The organism is Microbacterium sp. SYP-A9085, from assembly GCF_009649635.1.
Classification (GTDB): Bacteria; Actinomycetota; Actinomycetes; order Actinomycetales; family Microbacteriaceae; genus Microbacterium.
Genome location: NZ_WJII01000001.1, coordinates 547,901 through 567,210 on the forward strand (window position 1 = coordinate 547,901; position 19,310 = coordinate 567,210).

Annotated in this window: 16 protein-coding genes and 1 pseudogene; 10 read left to right on the forward strand and 7 right to left on the reverse strand. The window is 72.2% G+C overall.

Going from position 1 to position 19,310, the window contains the following annotated elements; translation table 11 throughout:
* Nucleotides 1-61 precede the first annotated feature (61 nt).
* From GH740_RS02610 to GH740_RS02625, 4 genes are read left to right on the forward strand one after another with little or no spacing between them, the layout of a single operon-like run.
* Nucleotides 62-358, forward strand: a complete 297-nt coding sequence (locus GH740_RS02610; protein WP_153744500.1) for a GNAT family N-acetyltransferase — start codon at nt 62-64, stop codon at nt 356-358.
* Nucleotides 359-389: 31 nt separating this feature from the next.
* Nucleotides 390-944, forward strand: a complete 555-nt coding sequence (locus tag GH740_RS02615) for an ECF transporter S component (RefSeq protein WP_153744501.1) — start codon at nt 390-392, stop codon at nt 942-944.
* Nucleotides 944-2,722, forward strand: coding sequence for an ABC transporter ATP-binding protein (locus GH740_RS02620; protein WP_153744502.1), 1,779 nt, complete (start codon nt 944-946; stop codon nt 2,720-2,722). The genes GH740_RS02615 and GH740_RS02620 overlap by 1 nt, the downstream gene beginning before the upstream one ends.
* Nucleotides 2,719-3,537 (forward strand): energy-coupling factor transporter transmembrane protein EcfT, encoded by an 819-nt coding sequence (locus GH740_RS02625; protein WP_153744503.1) that lies wholly within the window; start codon nt 2,719-2,721, stop codon nt 3,535-3,537. The genes GH740_RS02620 and GH740_RS02625 overlap by 4 nt, the downstream gene beginning before the upstream one ends.
* A gap of 129 nt (nt 3,538-3,666) precedes the next feature.
* Here GH740_RS02625 and GH740_RS02630 read toward each other — a convergent pair whose 3' ends face one another.
* Nucleotides 3,667-4,830 (reverse strand): acyl-CoA dehydrogenase family protein, encoded by a 1,164-nt coding sequence (locus tag GH740_RS02630; protein WP_153744504.1) that lies wholly within the window; start codon nt 4,828-4,830, stop codon nt 3,667-3,669.
* 174 nt (nt 4,831-5,004) lie between these two features.
* Nucleotides 5,005-6,300, reverse strand: a complete 1,296-nt coding sequence (locus GH740_RS14180) for a M15 family metallopeptidase (protein ID WP_153744505.1) — start codon at nt 6,298-6,300, stop codon at nt 5,005-5,007.
* A gap of 110 nt (nt 6,301-6,410) precedes the next feature.
* Here GH740_RS14180 and GH740_RS02640 point away from each other — a divergent pair, with 110 nt between their 5' ends.
* Nucleotides 6,411-7,469: an Rv2578c family radical SAM protein gene (locus GH740_RS02640; protein ID WP_153744506.1), complete on the forward strand. Its 1,059-nt coding sequence runs from the start codon at nt 6,411-6,413 to the stop codon at nt 7,467-7,469.
* Nucleotides 7,470-7,570: 101 nt separating this feature from the next.
* Here GH740_RS02640 and GH740_RS02645 read toward each other — a convergent pair whose 3' ends face one another.
* Nucleotides 7,571-9,424 carry a DEAD/DEAH box helicase gene (locus GH740_RS02645; RefSeq protein ID WP_367640404.1) on the reverse strand — a complete coding sequence of 618 codons (1,854 nt, stop codon included), beginning with the start codon at nt 9,422-9,424 and terminating at the stop codon, nt 7,571-7,573.
* Between the two features lie 458 nt (nt 9,425-9,882).
* Between GH740_RS02645 and GH740_RS14275 the strand changes: the two are divergent.
* Nucleotides 9,883-10,404 (forward strand): annotated as a pseudogene (locus tag GH740_RS14275) (DUF998 domain-containing protein); the annotation flags it as partial.
* A 107-nt stretch (nt 10,405-10,511) separates the two neighbouring features.
* Here the strand turns inward: GH740_RS14275 and GH740_RS02655 are convergent.
* Entirely contained in the window at nt 10,512-13,889 is a 3,378-nt protein-coding gene (locus GH740_RS02655) for an efflux RND transporter permease subunit (RefSeq protein WP_367640406.1), read from the reverse strand.
* 92 nt (nt 13,890-13,981) lie between these two features.
* The gene (locus tag GH740_RS02660; protein WP_153744508.1) at nt 13,982-14,941 is read right to left on the reverse strand and encodes a DNA topoisomerase IB; all 960 of its coding nucleotides are present in this window, start codon (nt 14,939-14,941) and stop codon (nt 13,982-13,984) included.
* Between the two features lie 227 nt (nt 14,942-15,168).
* On the opposite strand from GH740_RS02660, the gene GH740_RS13845 reads away from it, so the two are divergent.
* Together GH740_RS13845 and GH740_RS02665 are read left to right on the forward strand one after the other, a co-directional pair.
* On the forward strand, nt 15,169-15,333 hold the full coding sequence (locus GH740_RS13845) for a hypothetical protein (protein ID WP_172978263.1): 165 nt from the start codon (nt 15,169-15,171) through the stop codon (nt 15,331-15,333).
* Between the two features lie 107 nt (nt 15,334-15,440).
* A complete protein-coding gene (locus tag GH740_RS02665; protein ID WP_367640408.1) occupies nt 15,441-16,685 on the forward strand; it encodes a CynX/NimT family MFS transporter in 1,245 nt (414 codons plus the stop codon).
* An 11-nt stretch (nt 16,686-16,696) separates the two neighbouring features.
* Here the strand turns inward: GH740_RS02665 and GH740_RS02670 are convergent, their stop codons facing one another.
* Both GH740_RS02670 and GH740_RS02675 read right to left on the reverse strand, forming a co-directional pair.
* The gene (locus GH740_RS02670) at nt 16,697-16,930 is read right to left on the reverse strand and encodes a hypothetical protein (protein WP_153744509.1); all 234 of its coding nucleotides are present in this window, start codon (nt 16,928-16,930) and stop codon (nt 16,697-16,699) included.
* A 35-nt stretch (nt 16,931-16,965) separates the two neighbouring features.
* Nucleotides 16,966-17,709 carry a MerR family transcriptional regulator gene (locus tag GH740_RS02675; RefSeq protein WP_153744510.1) on the reverse strand — a complete coding sequence of 248 codons (744 nt, stop codon included), beginning with the start codon at nt 17,707-17,709 and terminating at the stop codon, nt 16,966-16,968.
* 126 nt (nt 17,710-17,835) lie between these two features.
* On the opposite strand from GH740_RS02675, the gene GH740_RS02680 reads away from it, so the two are divergent.
* Together GH740_RS02680 and GH740_RS02685 are read left to right on the forward strand one after the other, a co-directional pair.
* On the forward strand, nt 17,836-18,690 hold the full coding sequence (locus tag GH740_RS02680; protein WP_153744511.1) for a DUF4097 family beta strand repeat-containing protein: 855 nt from the start codon (nt 17,836-17,838) through the stop codon (nt 18,688-18,690).
* Nucleotides 18,690-19,307: a PadR family transcriptional regulator gene (locus GH740_RS02685; RefSeq protein ID WP_153744512.1), complete on the forward strand. Its 618-nt coding sequence runs from the start codon at nt 18,690-18,692 to the stop codon at nt 19,305-19,307. Before GH740_RS02680 ends, GH740_RS02685 begins: the two co-directional genes overlap by 1 nt.
* Nucleotides 19,308-19,310: the final 3 nt, after the last annotated feature.

A 19,310-nucleotide genomic window follows, 5' to 3' on the forward strand; every position in this document is an offset into this window, starting at 1 on the left:
ACACGGCGCGCGCCCCGTACGTTGGTCGCAGGAAGAAGAGGCAGGAAGAACAGGAGCCCCGATGACCGGACCCACCGTCACCCGCGACGACGACAACGACCGCTACACGCTGTCCGTCGACGGCGAGCTCGCCGGCTACACCGAGATCCGGCCCGATGCGCAGGGCCGCCTGCACATGCCGCACACCGTCGTGATCCCCTCGTTCCGCGGCCGGGGCCTGGCATCCGTTCTCGTCGCCGGCGCGCTGGATGACATCGCCGCGCGCGGCGAGACGATTGTGCCGACGTGCCCGGTCGTGCAGAAGTACCTGCACGAGCACGACGTGGACGGTCTGCGCGTCGCCTGGCCCGCCCCCTGAGGGCAGCCGCACCCGCCGTTAGACTGACTCGATGCCCGCTCCCGCCGCCCTGTCGACTCGCGTGCTGCTGGTGTGCGCGGCCATCGGCGTCGCCAGCGGGATCCTCGGCGCCGTTGCGGGATGGATCACGCCGGGCGTGATCATCCTGGCTCCGATCGTCTACGGGTTCGTGCTCGGCGCGCACGTCATCCCCGGCATCATCGCGCAGGAGACGCTGCGGATGCCGTGGGTCGCGCTGCTCGCGCATGTGCTGGCCGCGCTCGTGGCCAGCGCGATGGCGCCGCAGTGGGCGGGCCGATTCCTCGGCACCGCGCTGCTGTTCGGCGGCATCCAGGAGCTCGTCGCCGCCGTCACCCGGTATCGCGTCTGGCGGGCGTGGCGCTTCTTCATCTCCGCCGTGGTCATCGGTGTGCTGGTCGCCGTGGTCGTCGGGCTCGTCGTGAACCTCACCGCCCTGCCGCTGTGGGCGCAGATCGCGTATCTCGTCTGCGCGGTGCTGGGCCCGGTGGCCTGGACCGGGATCGGCCTCGCCGTCGGCGCGGCGCTGCGTCAGGCCGGCGTCGGGCGCCGCGCGATCCCGCGCTGATGGTGGACACGCCGCTGCTGCGCGTGCACGACCTCGCCGTCCGCCACGACGGCGAGGAGCTGTTCACCCCCGCCGGCGCCTCCTTCCAGGTGCGCCGCGGCGAGGTCGTGCTGCTGCTGGGTCCGAGCGGTTCCGGGAAGTCGACGCTCGCGCTCGCTCTCAACGGGCTCATCCCGCAGGCGGTGCCGGCCGAGGTGCAGGGATCCGTCAGTGTGATGGGGCTGGATGCGGCATCAACCCCGGTCGCGCAGCTGTCCACGCGCGTGGGCATGGTGTTCCAGGACCCGGACGCGCAGCTGGTCACCGGCACGGTGCTGGACGAGGTCGCGTTCGGGCCGGAGAACCTGCGGCTGCCGGTCGCGGAGGTGCTCGGCCGCACCGAGACGGCGCTGCGCCGCGTCGGATTGTGGGACCGGCGCGCGGAGAATCCCGACGCACTGTCCGGCGGCGGCCGCCAGCGGCTCGCCATCGCCGCGGCCCTCGCCCTGGGCTCGCCGGTGCTCGTCCTCGACGAGCCGACCGCGAACCTCGACCCGCAGGGCGTCGAGGAGGTCTACGCCGCGCTCGCCGACATCGTCGCGTCCGGCGACCGCGCCGTCGTGCTCGTCGAGCACAACCTCGACCAGGCGGTCGGGTTCGTGGACCGGGTGGTGGTGCTGGATGCCGCCGGCCGCACGATCGCGGACGGCCCAGCCGGCGACATCCTCCGCACCCGGGCGGCCGAGCTGCAGGAGCTCGGCGTGTGGCTGCCGACCTCGACGCTGGCCGCCCTGAAACTGCGCCGCGCCGGCTATCCGCTGGATCCACTGCCGCTGACCCCGGCCGAGCTCCGCGCCGCGCTGGAGGCGGCGCCCGCGCCCGCGGCGCCCGCGCCCGCGGCAGCCGAGCGGAGGGGATTCGGCCGAGCGGAGGACGTCGCGCCCGCGGCGGCCCTCGTCTCGGCGGCATCCCCTCGTCTGGGCGGCGCCCCCCTCATCGCCGTGCGCGGCCTCACCCTGCGCCGCGGCCGCGCCGAAGTGCTGCACGACGTCAGTCTCGACGTGCGGGCGGGCGAGTTCGTCGCCATCGTCGGCGCGAACGGCGCGGGCAAGACGAGCCTGCTGCACGCTATCGCCGGGATCGGCAGGCCGCCGCGCGGCACGGTGCGCATCGGCGGCGACGACATCACGCGGCTGCGGCCCGCCGAGATCGCCTCGCGGATCGGCTTCGTGTTCCAGAACCCGGAGCATCAGTTCGTCGCGCACACCGTCCGCGACGAGCTCGCGTACGGGCTCGCGCACGCGCCGGATGCCGATGCCCGCGTTGCCGACATCCTCGACCGGTTCGGGCTCGCCGCCCGCGCCGACGTGCACCCGTTCCTCCTGTCCGGCGGGCAGAAGCGGCGGCTGTCGGTGGGGACCGCGCTCATCGCGGGCGCACCGGTGCTCGCCCTGGACGAGCCGACGTTCGGCCAGGACCGGGCGCGCGCGGACGAGCTGCTCGAACTGCTCGCCGCGCTCAACGCCGACGGCACGACCGTCCTCGTGGTCACGCACGACATGCAGCTCGTGACCGAGTACGCGATGCGCACGATAGTGCTCGCGGAGGGTCGGGTGGTCGCCGACGCCCCGACGGCGGATGTCTTCGCCGACGGAGATCTCGTGGCCGCGGCCGGGCTCCGCGTGCCGCCGCTGTGCGACGCGCTGCGGGGCCTCACCCGGCATCCGGAGCTCGAGGGCATCGCGCGACTGGCGGAGCTGCCCGCCGGCCCGCCGTCTGCGGCGGGAGCACCGGCATGAGCACGGCATCCCTCCCGCTGGACCCGTACGCGGACGCGCCCGGCGCCTCGCCGGTGCGCTTCCTGCACCGGCTGAACCCGCTTGCCAAGCTGCTGGGGCCTGCCCCGGCGATGGTGGTGCTCGTGTTCGTCCGCGACGTCGCGACACCCGTCGCGTTCCTCGTGCTGGCGTACGCGATAGTGCTCGTCGGGGCTCGGATGACGGCGCGGCTCGCGTCGATGCTCGTGCTGATCCCGGTCCTGGCGGCCGCGATGGGTCTCGGGTTCGCGCTGTGGACCGACCCCGCCCACGTCGCCGACACCGTGCCGCTGCTGCGCCTGGGCGACTGGACGCTGTCGCGCGGCGCGCTGTGGACCGGGATCGCGACCGGCCTGCGGCTGGCCGCCATCATCGCGCTGGCGCTGATCGCCGGAATCACGACGACCGGCCCGGACCTCGCCCGCTCGCTCGTGCAGCAGCTGCGCGTGCCGTACCGGATCGGGTACACGGCCATCGCCGCGTTCCGGTTCGTGCCGCGGTTCCGGCGAGAACTGGAGATCATCCGCCAGGCGCACCGCGTGCGCGCCGCCGGCCACCTCCGCGGGCCGATCGCTGCTGTCGGCCGCAGCGTCGGCTCCGTCGTGCCGCTGCTGGCGGGCGCCATCCGGCACGCCGAGCGGGTGGCCCTGGCGATGGACGCGCGCGCGTTCGGCGCCTACCCCGACCGCACCGAGCGCCATCCCGTGCCGTTCCGCACCCGCGACACCGTGTTCGTCATCCTGCTGTCGGCGGCCTCGGCCGTGCTGTTCTGGGTTTTCTTCCCCTGGGGGCTGTGACCCGGCGCGCCCGCGCGGTGCACAGTGCAGGAGATCCTCCGCGACACGCCGGGCAGCGGCATCCGTCACCGGCGCGCCGCCCACGATCTCCTGCACCGGGTACGGGAGATACGGGATGCCGCGCCCCGGCTACTTGCGGCCGGTCACCTCGCGGGCGACGATCTCGCGCATCACCTCGTTCGTGCCGCCGTAGATGCGGTGCACGCGGGCGTCGGTCCAGGCGCGGGCGATCGGGTACTCCAGCATGTAGCCGTAGCCGCCGTGCAGCTGCACCCCGGCATCGAGCACCTCCCACTCGCGCTCGGTGGCCCAGAACTTGACCTTCGCGGCCTCTTCGGGCGTCAGCCTGCTGTCCTTGTACAGCATCATCGCCCGGTCGATGTACGCCCACAGCACGTCGACGGTCGTGGCCATGTCGGCCAGCGCGAAGCGCGTGTTCTGGAAGTCGGCGACCGCCTGCCCGAACGCCTCGCGGCTGGTGGTGTACTCCAGCGACCACAGGAAGCCCGCCTCGGCCGCCGCCGCCGCCGCGACCCCGATCGACAGGCGCTCCAGGGGCAGGTTCATCATGAGCTGGACGAAGCCCTTGCCCTCGACGCCGCCGATGAGGTTCTCGTCGGGCACGAACACATCCGTGAAGCTCAGTTCGGCGGTGTCCCACCCGTGGAAGCCGACCTTGCTGAGCTTCTTGCCGTGCTCGAAGCCCGCCATGCCGTTCTCGATCAGCACGAGGCTGAACGCGTCGGGACGGTTGCCGGAGCCGGTTTTCACGAACGTGACGACGACGTCGGCGGTCTTGCCGCTGGAGATGAACGTCTTCGCGCCGTTGACGATGTATCCGCCGTCGACCTTCTTCGCGGTCGTCTTGATGCCGCGCAGGTCCGACCCGGCGCCGGGCTCGGTCATCGCGAGCGCGCCGAGCACCTCGCCGGTGGCCATCCGCGGCAGCCACTTCTCCTTCTGCGCCTGCGTGCCCATGTGCACGAGGTACGGGATGGCGAGATCGTCCTGGATGCCGAGGGCTCCCGCGAGCGACCCGTTGCCCGCCTTGATCGTCTCCTCGAGCACCACGGCCCGGAACCGGTAGTCCTGCAGCATCCCGGCACCGCCGAACTCCTCCGGGACCGACAGGCCCAGGATGCCGGCCTCGCCCGCCGCGAGCATCGTCTCGCGGTCGATCTCACCGTCGGCATCCCACTTCTCGCGCTTCTCGTTCGTGGCGTAGCGCTTGATGAACTCCTTGACGACGTCGCGGAACGCCTCGTGGTCCTCGTCGTAGATCTCCCGTTCCATGGCAGGCGGAACCTCTCTTCTCACCGGGTCTTTCGTCAGGCGGGCGCAGCGCGCCGCCGGTGCCCCGATCCTACGCGGCATTCAGTGTCACGGTCGATGGTATTCAGTACCAGCGACAAGGAAACGACGGATGTCGTCGCCCGGCGCCGCGGGAGTGCACAACCGGCGCGCGGTTCAGCGGTGATAGTCGGGCGCGGCGGGCAGGCCGAAGAACTCCTCGAGCGTGTGGAAGCCGCCGGCGCGATACGCCGTGGACAGCTCGGTCCCGAGGTAGCGCAGATGCCACGGCTCGGACAGGTAGCCGGTCTCGCCGGTGCGGCCGGGCTCGTAGCGGACGACCCAGCCGTACTCCCACGCGTGCGCGGCGAGCCACCGGCCCTGGGCGGAACGGGCAAGCTCGTCGAGACTGCCGCAGCGACCGGCCGTGCACGCCACCAGGTCGCCGGTGAGTCCGGACTGGTGCTCGCTGTATCCGGGGCGGGCGCTGACGAGGTCGGCCTTGGCCGTGCCGCGGAGATCCACCTGATACGCGTACGAGCGCTGCTGGGTCGCGAACGACCGGTAGCCGCTCTGCAGCCCAATCTCGCCGACGCCGGCCTTCGCGGCGGCGCCCACCATGCGGGTGAGCGCGTCGGCGGCGTCGTGGCGCAGCAGGTCGCCCTCGACGCTGTGGACGCCGGCGGCCGGCTTCAGCGGCGCGGGCGCGTAGTCGATCGGCTGGTAGGGGCGGCGCTTGTCCACGACGACCCACAGCCGGGTCGGGTCCGACAGCTGCACGCAGGGGGCCTGCCCGCTCGCGACGGCGTCGCGGAACCGTGCTCCGCCGCCGGCGGCCTCGATCGCCGCGACGTCGTCGTGTCGCGCGAGGGCGGCGGTGAAGCTCGGCGAGGCGCACAGCGGCAGGGATGCCGGGGCCACCCGCTGGCGGTCGACGTCGCCGGCGGCCAGCGTGGCCGACGTCGCGGTGGGCGAGTGCGTCGCGGCATCCGTCGCTTCTCCAGTCGCGTCGGTCTGCGACCCCGTGATGACGTCGGTGGTGACGACGGCGTGCGGAGCGGCGCCGGGCGGAGTGAGGGCGATGGCTATGCCGGTGGTTCCGGCCGCGAGGGCGACGACGGATGCCGCGGCCAGCGTGATGCGCGCACCGAAGCGTCGCTGCCCGCGGGCGAGATGCCGGCGGCGAGCGTGGCGCGCCGCGACATCCCCGCCCTGGGCGACCAGCGGCGCGCGCGACGGGAGCGGGGCGCGAGCCATGCCGGGGCGCAGCGGCGGGGGCGGCGGCTTGAAGATCGGCGGGTGGGACGGCTCCGCGTCGCCGGCCCGCGCGGCCTCGCCGACGATGGCGATCGGCTGGGTGGAGACGGACTCATCCGCGCCCGCGGCACGACGGGCGGCCGCGCGCTGGTGTGCGTCACGCAGCGCCCGGCGACTCGATGGCGCGCGGGAACCGTGCGGGTCGGGAACCGTCACCCGGCCTATTCTGCCCCCGATCGGCCGGAATGACGAAGGGGTATTTTCACGGTTTCGATTCTCATCCGTCTCATCTTGACAATGCTTAGTATTTCTGTTCGACTTATTCTATGCGGTGGCGTGGGCAGGAGTTGGGTGTCGCGGATCCCGCCGCCCTGCCCGGACTCGAGCGCCTGGACGGCCTGGTGCGCTCCGTGACGACGCCGGAGTTCGCCGGGATGACGTTCCACGAGGTGGCCGCCAAGAGCGCCCTGAACCGGGTGCCCGCGTCGTCGGCGATGCCGTTCGACTGGACGGTGAACCCGTACCGGGGATGCAGCCATGCGTGCGTCTACTGCTTCGCGCGGGGCACGCACGAGTATCTCGATCTCGACGCCGGCCACGACTTCGACTCGCAGATTGTGGTGAAGGTGAACGTCGTCGACGTGCTGCGGCGCGAGCTGGCCCAGCCGTCGTGGGCGCACGAGCCGGTGGCGCTGGGTACGAACACCGACCCGTACCAGCGCGCCGAGGGCCGGTACGCGCTGATGCCCGGCATCATCGACGCCCTGACCGAGTCGGGCACGCCGTTCTCGATCCTCACGAAGGGGTCGCTGCTGCGGCGGGATCTGCCGCAGCTGGTGGATGCCGCTTCCCGCGTACGGGTGTCGCTGGCGATGTCGATCGCGGTGTTCGACGACGCGCTGCAGCACACCATCGAGCCGGGGACGCCGAAGGCGCAGGCGCGACTGCAGACGGTGCAGGCCGCGGCGGAGGCGGGATTCCGGGTGACGGTGTTCCTGATGCCGATCCTGCCGCACCTCACCGACTCGATCCCGGCGCTCGACGACGCGCTCGCGCGGATCAAGGCCGCGGGCGCGGCACGCGTCGTGTTCGGCGCGCTGCATCTGCGCCCCGGGGCGAAGGCGTGGTTCCTGCAGTGGCTTGACCGCGAGCATCCCGAGCTCGTGTCGTCGTACCGCGGGCTGTATCCGGGTGCGGCGGCGTACGCGCCGCAGGGCTACCGCACGTGGCTGAGCAGACGGGTGCGACCGCTGCTGCGCGTGCACGGCCTGGACGGCCACGACGAGGACGACAGCCCGCGCGGCACGCCGGTTCCGGGCCTTGCCGCGCGGGCCGCCGTCGTGACGACGTCGCGCGGCCGCGCGGCGGCCGATCGCCTCTTCTGAGGGGCGGGTCGGGCGCGCGCGGCAACTCCAGCGACTTCCCGTCCCTTTGCTGCCGCTTCGCGCGCGGGATGCGACAGCCGGGGACGGCAAGTTCCGCGGCGTCAGGCGGTGGGGTCGACCTGGCGGCCGGCGAGCTCCTCGATGAGGTCGTCACCGGGACGCACCTCGTCGAACGGCGCGTCGATCTCGGCCCGCTCCAGCAGCTCGACCATGCGGCGGCGTCGGGCGCGCGGGATCAGCGTCACGACCGTGCCCTCCCGGCCGGCGCGGCCGGTGCGGCCCGCACGGTGCAGATACGTCTTGTACTCGCTGGGGGCATCGGCCTGGATGACGAGCCCGATGTCGTCGATGTGGATGCCGCGGGCGGCGACATCCGTCGCCACCAGCACGTCGGCCTTGCCGTCGGTCAGGCGCTGCAGGTTGCGCTGGCGTTTGGCCTGGTTCAGGTCGCCGTGCAGTGCGACCGCGCGGATGCCGGCTTCGTCGAATTGCTCGGCGAGCATCTCCGCGTAGGCGCGGGTGCGCGAGAAGACGAGGGTCTTGCCGGCGCGGTCGACGAGCGAGGTGAGGATCTCCGCCTTGTCCCGATGGTCGATCACGAGCACCCGGTGCGCAATGGTGCCGGAGTCCTGGTCCTCGCCGGCGACCTCGTACACCTCCGGCTCGACGAGGAACTCGTCGACCAGCGCGGCGACCTCACGGTCGAGGGTCGCGGAGAACATCAGCTTCTGCGCGCCCGCGGCCACGAGCCGCAGGATTCGCTGGATGGGCTCGAGGAACCCCAGCTCGGACATGTGGTCGGCCTCGTCGAGCACCGCGATGGCGACCTCGGACAGGTCCAGCTTGCGCTGCTCGACGAGATCCTCGATGCGGCCGGGCGTGCCGATGATGATGTCGACGCCCTTCTTCAGCGCGCCGACCTGCCGAGCCTGTGGCACACCGCCGTAGATCTGCGTCGTGAAAAGGCCCACGCTGCGGGCGATCGGCTGCACGGTGCGGTCGATCTGCAGCGCCAGCTCACGGGTGGGCGCCAGGATCAGCGCCTTCGGCGCCCGACCGAACTCGCGCTTGCGGCCGGCCTGCGCCCGCAGGACGGACTCCACCAGGGGCGCGCCGAACGCAATGGTCTTGCCCGAGCCGGTGCGCCCGCGAGCGAGCACGTCGCGGCCGGCGAGGATCGGCGCGATGGTGGCCGCCTGGATGGGGAAGGGATGCTCCGCCCCCAGCTCCGCGAGCACGCGCACGATGTTCTGCCCGATGCCGAGATCCTCGAACGACGCGGTCGCCCCCGCGTCCGCCTGCACGGCCTGCGCCTGCAGCCGTTCGTGCACGACGTCGACGTGCTCGGCGTGCGCAGCGTCATGGGCGCGCTGATGCGGCTCGGACGAGTGGCGCACGTCGCGGCGGTCGTGACGCTCGTCACGGTACGGCCGACGCTCGTCGCGCCGGTCGTGACGGAAAGATCGCTCGCTGCGCGCGTCGTCGCGGAACGACGACCGCTGCGCCGGGCGCGCCGGACGATCCGGACGCGCTGCACGATCCGTGCGCGGTGCACGGTCCAGGCGCGCGGGGCGATCCGTCCGGGGTGCTCGCTCGTCGCGCGGACGACGCTGATCGGTGCGGTGGCCGTGATCCTCGCGCACCGGCCGCTCGTCGAAGCGGCGCCGCCCGCGATCCTCGCCATCGCGGCCCGCCGGGCGCGCGGCGCCGGGCCGGCGATCGGAGGAGCGGATGGCGCGTGCCTCGTCGCGGCCGGCGCGCTCCTGCGCGCTCCACCGGGATTTGCGTGCGGGCGCCTCCGTCTCGTCCGGCCGGTACCCGCGGTGGTGCGGGCTGCGGCTGCCGGGCTTGCCGGCCGAGGAGTCGCCGGGCCGGCGCTTGGTCTTGGCGGCGTACCGCGGGTCGAAGTTGCGGGCGGGGCGTCCGCCGGCGGGCTTCTTGCTCTTGGGGCTCACGGGTGTCCTTCTGGGCTCTCTCGCACGAGAACAGCGCCCGAGGCGCAGCTCGGGCATCCCGGAGCAGCGTCGGCCGGGGCCATTCATGTGATGGTCATGTGCGTCGATCGACGCTCACCATCGGCCCCTGGGACTCACAAACCCTTCGCCGCGCGTCGCGGCGGTGTCCTGAGCCGACCGAGCAAGCCTACCCGGTGGCCGCTGGGAACTCGCCCGGCCGCCATAGCATGCCCGCAGGGGAATCAACAGATACTCCCGTTTCCCTGCAAAAGCGGAATACTATCGTCTCGACGGCTTGCCGTCACCCTGGGGCCGGGATTCCACATCCGGCGTCACGCACGTATCCGGGAAGGCTGGGGAGCCGGGGGGCCCGGTTCCTGTGGGACGCCCCGAACACTGGGGACCCGATGGCCCAGATAGCACTTCCCCCGCCGGCATCCGTGTCCGCGGTCTCCCGCATGCCGTTGCTCGACCTGCGGGCGGCGTTCACCGGACCCACCCTGTCCGGGCTCGCCATCGCGTTCCTCTCGGTCGGCACGCTCCTCTCGATAGTGACCACCCCCGACCACACCTGGTGGCGCGTCGCGTTCAGTGAGCTCGGTACGTTCGACGACTTCTCCGGTCGCGCGTTCAACGCGACGATGCTCACGGCGGGCCTTCTCATCGTGCTGCTGGCGGGCCGGGTCGGCCGCGACCTCGACGCGCTGCAGCAGCTGCGCGGGATCAAGCGGTCGAAGTGGTTCGGGGGTCTCGTCGCCTCGGCGGGCATGCACCTGGCGGCGGTCGGCGCCATCCCGGTGAACGTCAACGGGTTCTGGCACGACCGCGCCGCGTCCGGCATCATGCTGTCGTTCCTCGGGATGCTGATCGTGGTGACGATCCGCCGCCGTCACCACACCGCCGGGATCCTGCGCGCCACCGCGGCCGTCGGCAGTGTGCTCGGGACGACGATCGTCGTGTTCCTGTTCGGCGTGATCTCGCTGGCCGCGCTCGAGCTGATCGGCTTCGTGCTCATCTTCGGCTGGATGAGCGTGTACTCCGCACAGCTGCACCGCACGCTGTGGCTCGCGCGCCACCGCGCCGCCGCTCAATCGCGTCGGGACCGCCGCCGCGAGCGGCCCTCGTCGGCGCGGGACTGCTGCACCGGCGCCGCCTGGGGCAGCCCGGACAGGAACGGCTCCGCGTTCGGCGCGCTCTTGCCGCGCGGTCGCTCCACGGTGCGCACCTGCACCGCGGGCCGGTCCGTCACCGTGGCCCGGTCGACGATCACGACCGCGCCGGCGTCGTTCGCGGTGACGGCGTCCTCGTCGACGGCGACGGCAGCGACATCCCGCTCGGCGGCCTCCCGGGGCGCCCCGGTCTCGTCGTCCCGGCCCGCCGACCGCGCCGCACGGCGGGCGGCGCGACGCTCCTTGGCCCCTTCGACGAGGTTGTACAGCGTCGGCAGCACCAGCAGCGTCAGCACGGTCGAGGATACGAGGCCGCCGATCACCACGATCGCCAGCGGCTGCGAAATGAAGCCGCCGTGGCCGCTGATGCCCAGCGCCATCGGCGTGAGCGCGAAGATCGTCGCCAGCGCCGTCATCAGGATCGGGCGCAGCCGCCGAGAACCGCCCGCCATGACGGCGTCGTGCGCGGACAGCCCCTTCTCGCGGTACTGGTTGACGAGGTCCACGAGCACTATCGCGTTCGTCACGACGATGCCGATCAGCATCAGCACGCCGATCAGCGAGGCGACCCCGAGCGGCACCCCGGTCGCCAGCTGGAGCAGGATGGCACCGGTCGCCGCGAACGGCACCGACACCAGCAGCAGCAGCGGCTGCCGCAGCGAACGGAACGTCGCCACCATCACGATGTAGACGATGAGGATCGCCGCGAGCATCGCGAGCCCGAGCTGCGAGAACGCGGTGCCCTGCTGGGAGAGCACGCCCCCGATCGAGGCGGTCGCCGATTCCGGCAGATCAGCGCCGGCCAACGCGTCGCCGATCGTCGCGGAGGCCGCGGTGAGGTTGTCGGTGGACGGCGTCACCGTCACCGTCGCCGTGCGCACGCCGCGCTGGGTGGAGATCGAGGTCGGCCCGTTCGCCTGCGTCACGGCAGCGACGCTGTCCAGCCGCACCGGGCCCGCGGCGGTGGGGATCGTCAGCGCCTTGAGCGCGTCGATCGAGCCGGGGACCTCGGATGCCGCGAGGTACACGGTCACGCCGGTGCCGTCGATCTCGACGGTGCCGATCGACTGGGGGCGCATCGTGTGCGAGACGATGCCGCCGACGGCGACCTCGCTGAGGCCGAGCTCGGCGGCCTTCGCCCGGTCCACGGTCACGGCGATGTACGGCAGCGACGCCGCCAGGTTCGTCGTCACCTGCCCGATGCCGGCCTTGCCCTGGGCGGCGGCGACGACCGCGTCGGTCGCGGTCTGCAGCGTCGCGCCATCGGGGGCGGTCACGTCGATCTCGACGTCACTGGATCCGAAGCCGCCGCCGCTGGAGGCGACCGTCAGCGTGCCGACGTCGTCAAGGTCCGCGACGGCGGTCTGCACATCGGTGCGCACCTTCTCCTGGTCGGCGTCGGGGTCTGTCGTGATCGAGTAGGTCACGCCGTTGCCGCCGCCGGAGAAAGCGTCGCGCAGGGCCGAGCCGCTGGACCCTATCGACACCTGCACGGTCCGGATGCCGCGGACGCCGCGGAGGGCGGCCTCGACCTTCTTCGCGGCGGCGTCCTCACTGGCCAGGGACGCGGCCGGGCCGAGATCCTGCGAGACCGTGAAGGTGTTCTGGCCGGAGTCGCCGAGGAAGTTCGTCTTCATGTGCGGCGCTATCGCGATGGTGCCGCCCATCACCAGCACCGCCAGCAGCACGGTGACCCACGAGTGCTTGAGGGTCCAGTGCAGGATCGGCAGATACGACCGCTGCAGGCGGGACGGGGGCGCGGCGGGCGACTCCGGATCGACGGCGACGCCGGCGGCATCCAGGATCGCCTTCCCGGGCTTCAGGAACCAGTACGCGAGCACCGGGACAATCGTCAGCGCCACCAGCAGCGACGCGGCCATCGCTATCGTGACGGTGAGCGCGAACGGCCGGAACAGCTCGCCGGTCATGTCGCCCACGAACGCTATCGGCAGGAACACCGCGACGGTCGTGATCGTCGACGCCGACACCGCCATGGCCACTTCGCGCACGGCGCGGGTGATCGCCGTGAGCTTGTCGGCGCCGTCGACGTAATGCCGCTTGATGTTCTCGATCACGACGATGGAGTCGTCGACCACGCGCCCTATCGCTATCGTCAGCGCGCCCAGGGTGAGGATGTTCAGCGAGTAGCCGAACGCCTGGATGCCGATGAACGTGATCAGCACGCTCGTGGGGATCGAGATGGCGGTGACCAGGGTCGAGCGCACCGAGAGCAGGAAGATGAGGATGACGATGACGGCGAACAGCAGGCCGAGCAGGCCCTCCTGCGCGAGGGCGTCGATCGACTGCTGGATGTACGGAGCCTGATCGAACACCACCGTGAAAGTGGCGCCGTCCAGCTTGGACTCCAGGCTCGGCAGCGCGTCGCGCACCGCCTTGGACACGTCCACCGTGTTCGCGGACGGGAGCTTCGTGACGGCCAGGGTGAGCGCCGACTTCCCGTCCACCCGGGAGATGGTGGTGACCGGATCCTGCTCGAGGGTGACGTCCGCGACATCCCCGACCGTCGTGGCCGCCGCGCCGGCCTGCGCTCGGCCCGTGGGCACGAGCGGCAGGTCGTCGATCTTCGTCACGGCGTCGAGCTTCGAGCCGGTCTGCACGGTCAGCGTCTGACGGCCCTCGGTGATCTGTCCACCGGGGAACAGGATGCCGTTCTGCGACAGCGCGTCGGTGAGCGCCTGGGTCGTGAAGCCTGCGCGCGCCAGGGCCGCGGCGTCCGGGGTTATGGTGACCCGCTGGCCGCGGCCGCCGACGATCTGGGCGGCGTTCACCCCCGGCAGGTCCTGCAGATCCGGCACTATCGTCGACTGCAGCCGTGCCTGCGTCTGCTCTTGATCCGCGTAGCCGGTGACAGCGAGCTGGATGACGGGGAAGTCGTCGATCGACGCCGAGATCACGTTCGGGTCGACGCCCGACGGCAGCGTGCTCTTGATGCGGCTGATGGCCAGGTCGATCTTCTGCTCGGCGGTGGCCAGGTTCGTGCCGTACGTGAACTGCGCCTGGACGATCGACGAGTTCGTGGTGCTGGTGGCGCTGGTCTGCTCGAGGCCCGGTACCCCCTGGATCGCCTGCTCGATCGGCGTGGACACGTCGCCCTCGACGACCTGCGGGGAGGCCCCGGGGTAGCTGGAGATCACGACGAGCTGCGGGAACTCGATCGACGGGATGAGCTCCTGCTTGAGATTGACCAGGGCCAGCGAGCCGAAGACGGCCGCGACGATCGTGACCAGCGCGATGAGCGCACGGTTGCGCAGACTGAGGACGGCGAGCTTCGACACGGGGAACCTTCACAGCTGCGGATGACGTGACACGGCGTCGGAGGCGGCACACCGCCGCGCCCGGGCTCAGTATTCCATGCGCCGTTGTGCCTTCAGCCCAGAAGCCGCACGAGCGCGGCCTCCCGCGAGCCCTCCGGATCGAGCACCTGGCCGCGGCGGTAGCGCGCGAACACGCGGGGGTCGATGTAACTGCGCCGTGCGACGGCAACGGTGTTGCCCAGGACGTCGGCGGCCGCCTGGGCGGCCACCTGCTCCGCGTGCCGGGCGTCGCGCTCGTCGCGCGCCGGTCCGACCGCGGCGAGCGCCTCGGCCGCCGCGATGGTGCCGCGCAGGGTGCGGAAGTCCTTCGCGGTGAACCGGGCGCCGCTCAGGTGCGCCAGGTGCGCGTTGACGTCCCGCGACCGGATCGCCGCCCGGCGGCGCCCGCGCCGGTAGGCGAGCAGGGGCGCCCGCGGCCGTCCGCGCGCGAGTTCGGCGAGCACGACCGCGAGGTCGGGATCGTCGAATTCGAGCGTCAGGCGCCTGCCGCTCTTGGCCGGGAAGACCAGGCGGATCCGATCCCCGTCGACGCTGGCGTCCCGGCACTGCAGCGTTGCCAGCCCGCGGCTTCCGTGCGCGGTGAAGTACTCCTCGGAGCCGATGCGCAGGGCGCCGTCGTCCAGCATCCGGATCGCCGCCGCGAGCACCTGCGCGCGGGGGTCCTGCGGCGCGCGCAGGGCACGCGTGACCTGGGCGCGGATGCCGGGCAGGGCCTGCGCGAGCGCCACCGCGCGGGCGAACTTGCCGCGGTCGCGGCGCTGCGACCACGCCGGGTGGTAGATGTACTGCCGCCGGCCGGCGTCGTCCTCGCCGACGGCCTGGATGTGCCCGGCGGGGTCCGCGCTGATCCACACGTCGGTCCACGCCGGCGGGATCACCAGGTCGTCGATCCGCTGACGCTCATCGGCGGTGAGCGTGCCTCCGCGCTCGTCCACGAAACGGAAGCCCCGCCCCGATCGGATGCGGCGGTAGCCGGGATCCCGGTCCGGATGTGAGCGCGTCAGTCGTGGCATCCCGGTCCCGCAGACATCACCGCTCCCCTCGCGCGGGCGCCACAACCGGCCCGCCGGGCACGACGATACGGCCGGGATCCGGCCAGGACGGAGGGGCTTGACTTCCCCCCGGAGTGCGCTATCACCCCTCCGAGAGTGCGTCAACCCCTTGCCCGCCGTGGCCCCGCCTTGCCACTGTGGGGCATGCTGACGCGGCCGACCGCAGCGGCAGAAGGAGGAGATCGTCCATGAACATCGCCCTGGTCATCATCATCATCATCGCCATCATCCTGGCGATCACCGGAGGCCTCGTGCAGGCGCTGAACTGGTTGCTGTGGGTTGCGATCATCGTCGGGGTGATCGCCCTTATCGCGTTCCTGTTCCGTGTCCTCAGCGGACGCAACCGCGTCTGAGCGTCCCCACCTCCACGCGCCGGCCCCTCGCGGGCCGGCGCGTGGCGTGTGTGGGGCCGGGTCGAACCGATTCGCCGGGGAGCCGCGCCCGGGCATAGCCTGAGGACGTGTCCTCCCTTCCGGCGCCCGTGTCCACGCGGCACGACGGCGCCGTGCGCGCAGGGCTGATCCTCGCCGGCGTGCTGCTGGTGGCGATGAACCTGCGGGCGAGTATCACGGCGGTGGGTCCGGTGCTCGGCGACATCCGCGCCGACCTCGGCATCGGCGGCGCGGCGGCGTCGTTCCTCGTGGGCGTGCCGGTGATAGCGTTCGCCGCCGTCTCCCCGATGGCGCCGACGATAGCCCGCCGCGTCGGGCTGGAATGGGCGCTCGGCGGCTCGCTGCTGGTGCTCGCCGCCGCGACCGCCCTGCGCTCGGTGCCGATCCCCGGTGCCATCTGGGTGGGCACCGCGGTGCTCGGCGGCGCGATAGCGATGCTGAACGTCCTCATCCCCGCCCTCGTCAAACGCGAGTATCCCGACCGGGTGGGCCCGATGACCGGGATCTACTCGGCGGCGCAGGGCACGGTGGCCGCCCTCGCGGCGGGACTCGCGGTCCCGATCGCGGGACTGTCCGATGCGGGGTGGCGCCTGTCGCTGGGCGTCTGGGCCGGGCTCGCGCTGATCGGGTTCGCGGTGTTCCTGCCGCAGATCCGGCGCCGGCACGACAGCGCGGCACGGCGCGCCGCGGCCGCCGCGGACAGCGGCGCCCCGCTGACCCCTGCCCGTGTGGGGTCGATGTGGACGTCGCCGCTGGCGTGGTCGGTCACGCTGTTCCTCGGCCTGCAGTCGACGATCTACTACACCGTGATCACGTGGTGGCCCACGATCGAGCACGACGCCGGCGTCGACCTGGCGACCGCGGGCGCGCACCAGTTCGTGTTCCAGGCCGCGGGGATCGCGGGGAGCCTCACCGGCGCGTGGCTGCTGCACCGGCTGCGCAGTCAGAGCGTGCTGGGCGCGTCCCTGGCCGTGATCGCCGTGGTGGGCCTCATGGGTCAGATGGTCGTGCCCGAGCTGGCCCTCGTCTGGGTGGTGCTGCTGGGGTCCTCCGGCGGCGCATCGATCACCATGGCGCTGTCGCTGTTCGGCCTGCGCACGCACAACCATCATCAGGCGGCAGCGCTGTCCGGCATGGCGCAGTCGGTCGGCTACCTTGTCGCGGCGCTGGGGCCGATCCTGGTGGGCGCCCTGCACGACGCCACCGGCTCGTGGACGGTCGCGCTGTCGTTCGTCGCGGTGTGCCTGGTCGGCATGTTCTTCTGCGGCATCCTCGCCGGCCGGCCCCGCTACGTCGGCGATCCGCGGTCCTGACCCGCGCCGGCTCAGTCGGCGGTGCGGCGCGCGCGCCGCGGCGGGGGCTCCGGGACCCGGACAGCGTGGGTCACGGCGTCCAGCGGCACCGCGACCGGTCCGCGGCGCGTGTCCACGACGCAGGCGACGTCGGTGACCTCGCGCAGATAGCCCAGGGCGTCAGCCCACCCGCCCTCGAGGCGGCGGCGGACCGTGACGCGCGTGCCGGGGGCGCAGGAGCGCAGGAAGGCGACCGGGTCCGGCATATCGTCAGCCTAGGCCCCGCGGCCGGGGCGGGATGTCACAGGTGGGCGTCGGCGTAGACGCGCAGCGCGTCCCGGACGAACGCCGCCCCGGCCTCGCCGCCGTAGTTCGCGGCGAACCGCGGATCGGCGACGTACATGTCACCGAGCCCGATCACGTACGGCTTCACCGCGCCGGGGGTCCCCGGGATCCCGGCGAGCCACTGCACGTGCTGCGCGGCAAGGGCCTGCGCCTCTGCGCTGTCGGTCGGGATGCCGCGGGTCGCGGCATCCCGCCACTGGTGCGCGAGCTGTGCCGTCTGCTCCTGCCACGCGGCGCGCTCGTCCTCGCTCATCCCCCGCCACCACGCGTCGCCGCGCGCATACGCGTCGGCGCCCCAGCGCTCGGTGACCTCGTCCTTGTACTGCGCGTGGTCGAACCCGTCGAACATCTTCTCGGCCATGGGCCTTCCCCCCTTCTTCAGTGCGTCGATCGTGGAGGAGACCGCGGCGATCTGCCGGCCGAGGCGCTCCTGCTCCTGCCGCAGCAGGGCCAGGTGCGTCGCCAGGGCGCCGGTCTCGCTGGCCTGATGGGCCAGGACGTCCGCTATCTGCGGCAGCCCGAGCCCCAGCCGCCGCAGCAGCAGGATGCGCTGCAGCTGCACCAGCGCTGTCTCGTCGTAGTGCCGGTAGCCGTTGGACGCTATTCGCGTGGGCGCCAGGAGCCCGACCTCGTCGTAATGACGCAGCGTGCGACTCGTGGTGCCGGCGAGCTTCGCGACCTCCTGGATCGACCAGTCCATCGGTGCCTCCTCGTCGGACACGCTAACGGTTGACGTTGCGTCAATGTCAACACACACTCGCGATATATCGTGTTAGAGTGTCGCAACGCGATATATCGCGAAAGGGCATCGACAGAGGAGCACCCCATGACCCTTGAGAAATGGCTCATCCAGCCCGGCCAGGAGCGCGTGATCGACATCGAGGACGTGCGTCGGCTGAAGATCGGCCTGGTCGGCGGCCAGATCGACGTCATCGCCCACGACGAGCCGGGCGCCCGCATCGAGGTGCACTCCGTCACCGGCAAGGACCTGCGCATCGAGGTCACCGACGACGTCGTGGAGATCGACCACCCGCAGCTGCGGTGGGACAACTTCCTCGACGTGTTCCGCAACTTCGGCGGCGGCGGTCCGAAGGCCGAGATCAGCGTCGCGGTGCCCCGGGACGTGGCGCTCACGCTCGGCGTGGTCAGCGCGAGCGCGCTGGTGTCCGGCATCCGGCACGACGCGCGGCTGAACACCGTCTCGGGGGACATCATCGTGGACGGCCTGACCGGCGACCTCACGGTGAACGCGGTCTCCGGCGACGTCCAGATCCGGGACCTCGAGGGCACCCTGTCCGCGAACAGCGTCTCCGGCGACATCGCCGCCACCGGCAGCATCCGCAAGACGGTCATCGACACCGTGTCCGGGGCGACGCTCGTCGACTCCACCGGCGAGGTCCACCAGATCTCGCTGAACTCGGTCAGCGGCAGCGGCACCATCCGGCTCGACCACCAGCTGCCCGTGAAGTACGCTGTGCGGTCGGTGAGCGGGCGCATCGTCGTGGACGGAGTGGTGCGCTCGGGCAGCGGCCTGACCACGAGCTACACGGGGTCCACCGGCGAGCTGTCCGGCAGCTTCGCCGACATCCGCACCAACTCCGTGTCGGGGGATCTCATCGTGATGCGGCACGACGGCGCGGCACCGACCGGCGACGCGCGCACCGGTGAGGAGCAGCGCTGATGCCTCCCGTCTTCTCACACGGCGATCTGCGCCTGTACCTGCTGAGCCTCCTCGACGAGGAGCCGCGTCACGGCTATGACCTCATGCAGGCGCTCGCGGACCGCACCGGCGGCACCTACACGCCGAGCGCGGGCACCGTGTACCCGCGCCTGGCCAAGCTCGAGGAGGAAGGGCTGGTCACCAAGACCGTCGACGGCCGCAAGACCGTCTACGCGATCACCGACGCCGGGCGCGCCGAGGTCGCCGCCCGCGCGGGCGACCTGGAGGGCATCGAGGCGGGACTGGCCGACTCGATCCGGCTGATCGCCGACGATGTCCGCTCGAGCGTCCGTGACGCGATGAAGAGCCTGCGCGCCGACCTCGCGGCCGCCGCGCAGCAGGAGGGCCGGGCGGCATCCCGTCCGGCACCGAGCGGTCCGGGTGAGGATGCGCGCGTGCGCAGTCGCCAGCAGCTGCAGCGGGCGGACGCCGCGGTCAACGCGTTCCGCGCGCAGGTGCGCACCGGCCTGCGCACGCACGTCGCGCGCGGCGGCGAGCTGACGGCATCCGTCGTCGACGAGCTCACTCGCGCGCTCGACGACGCCGCCCGGGCGGCCACTCGTGGACTGGGCGGCTGAGCG